Source organism: Azospirillum sp. B4 (genome assembly GCF_000333275.1).
GTDB lineage: Bacteria > Pseudomonadota > Alphaproteobacteria > Azospirillales > Azospirillaceae > Nitrospirillum.
This window is the reverse complement of record NZ_BACU01000713.1, coordinates 1-1,149: the sequence shown is the minus strand read 5'-3', so window position 1 is coordinate 1,149 and position 1,149 is coordinate 1. Positions and strand designations below refer to the sequence as shown.

Here is a 1,149-nt window from a genome sequence, read left to right as displayed (position 1 = left end):
GTCGCGATATCGGACCTGGGTGTAGCCGGCCTGGCGCAACTCGGCCAGCACCCGCCGCTCCAACTCTCGTTTCTCGCCGATGCGGCCCTCGGCAAGCATGGCCTGCAGGTCGCCCACCTGGTGCATGCCCAAGGCGGCCCCCTGGGAAGCGACGATGCGGGCCAGGGACTGCCTTACCGCGTCAGGCCACGGCTGCTGGGTAAGGTCCACCCCTTTGACAGCGGTGCGCAGACGCAACGGCGTGATGGTGCCGTGCCGCGCCGCATGGTCGGCATCCTCCGTAACGATCATGGGTTGCCGTCCGGCATCCACGGATGTCAGGCGGGTCCGTCCGCCGACATAATGGAAGGAGGAACCGTAGCCGAAGGTGGCCAGCAGTTCTTCCGTGACCTCGGCATAACCGAGGTCGGCCGGGGTATAGTCGCGCAGGACGGCCGGGGGGACGGGGCGGCCGTCCTGTAGGGCCAGCATGACGGCGGCCTTATGATCCAGGCCGATCTTGTCGGTCACTGACTCGGCGGCCTTGTAGGCCTGGCGGATGCGATCGGCGTCTCCGCTGCCCTGTGCCTGTTGTATCGCCGCCCAGAGAGTTGGCGCGCGCTTGTGCAGTTCCTGGCGCACGAAGTCGCGCAGGGGCGGCAAGCGCAGCTCCCCTTCCGCTTTGCCGGTGGTGCTGGTGCTCGAGGTGGGTGGTTCCACCCCATCCAAGGAGATCCTGGACGGCGCCGCCTCGGCCTGGAATGGCGAAGCAAGGCTTCCGCTGGGAATGGCCGAGAGGTCCGGCTGGCCGGCGTCGGCTGGTTCCGGAAGCTCGGCCGCCAGGGTGGGGGGGCCGCTTTGCCTGCCGGCGCCGGGCGCCGAGAACAGCGGCTGCCCGGAACCCGTCTGGCCCGCCGGCACGGGGACGGGGGTCCAGGCCTTGCGGTCCACCCCGTCCGCGATGACGAGAGTGAGGCCGGCCCGCGCCAGCTCTGTGGCAAGCCGCTCCCGTTCCGACCGGGGGATGGCCAGCTGCCGGGTCTGCGCGCCCGATTCAAGGGTTACGGTGCGCAGCCGGTCCGCGATCCAGCTGGACGCCGCTGCGGCTCTCTCCGCCTTGGCACCGTAGGCTTCGAGCAAGGTGCCGTCACCGACGCTTACCTCCCGCAG

At 69.9% G+C, this 1,149-nt stretch carries 1 protein-coding gene; it reads right to left on the bottom strand.

The window, feature by feature from the left end:
- Positions 1-1,149, bottom strand: a 1,149-nt coding sequence (locus tag I55_RS37520) for a hypothetical protein (protein WP_044564793.1), incomplete at both ends; no start/stop codon positions are given.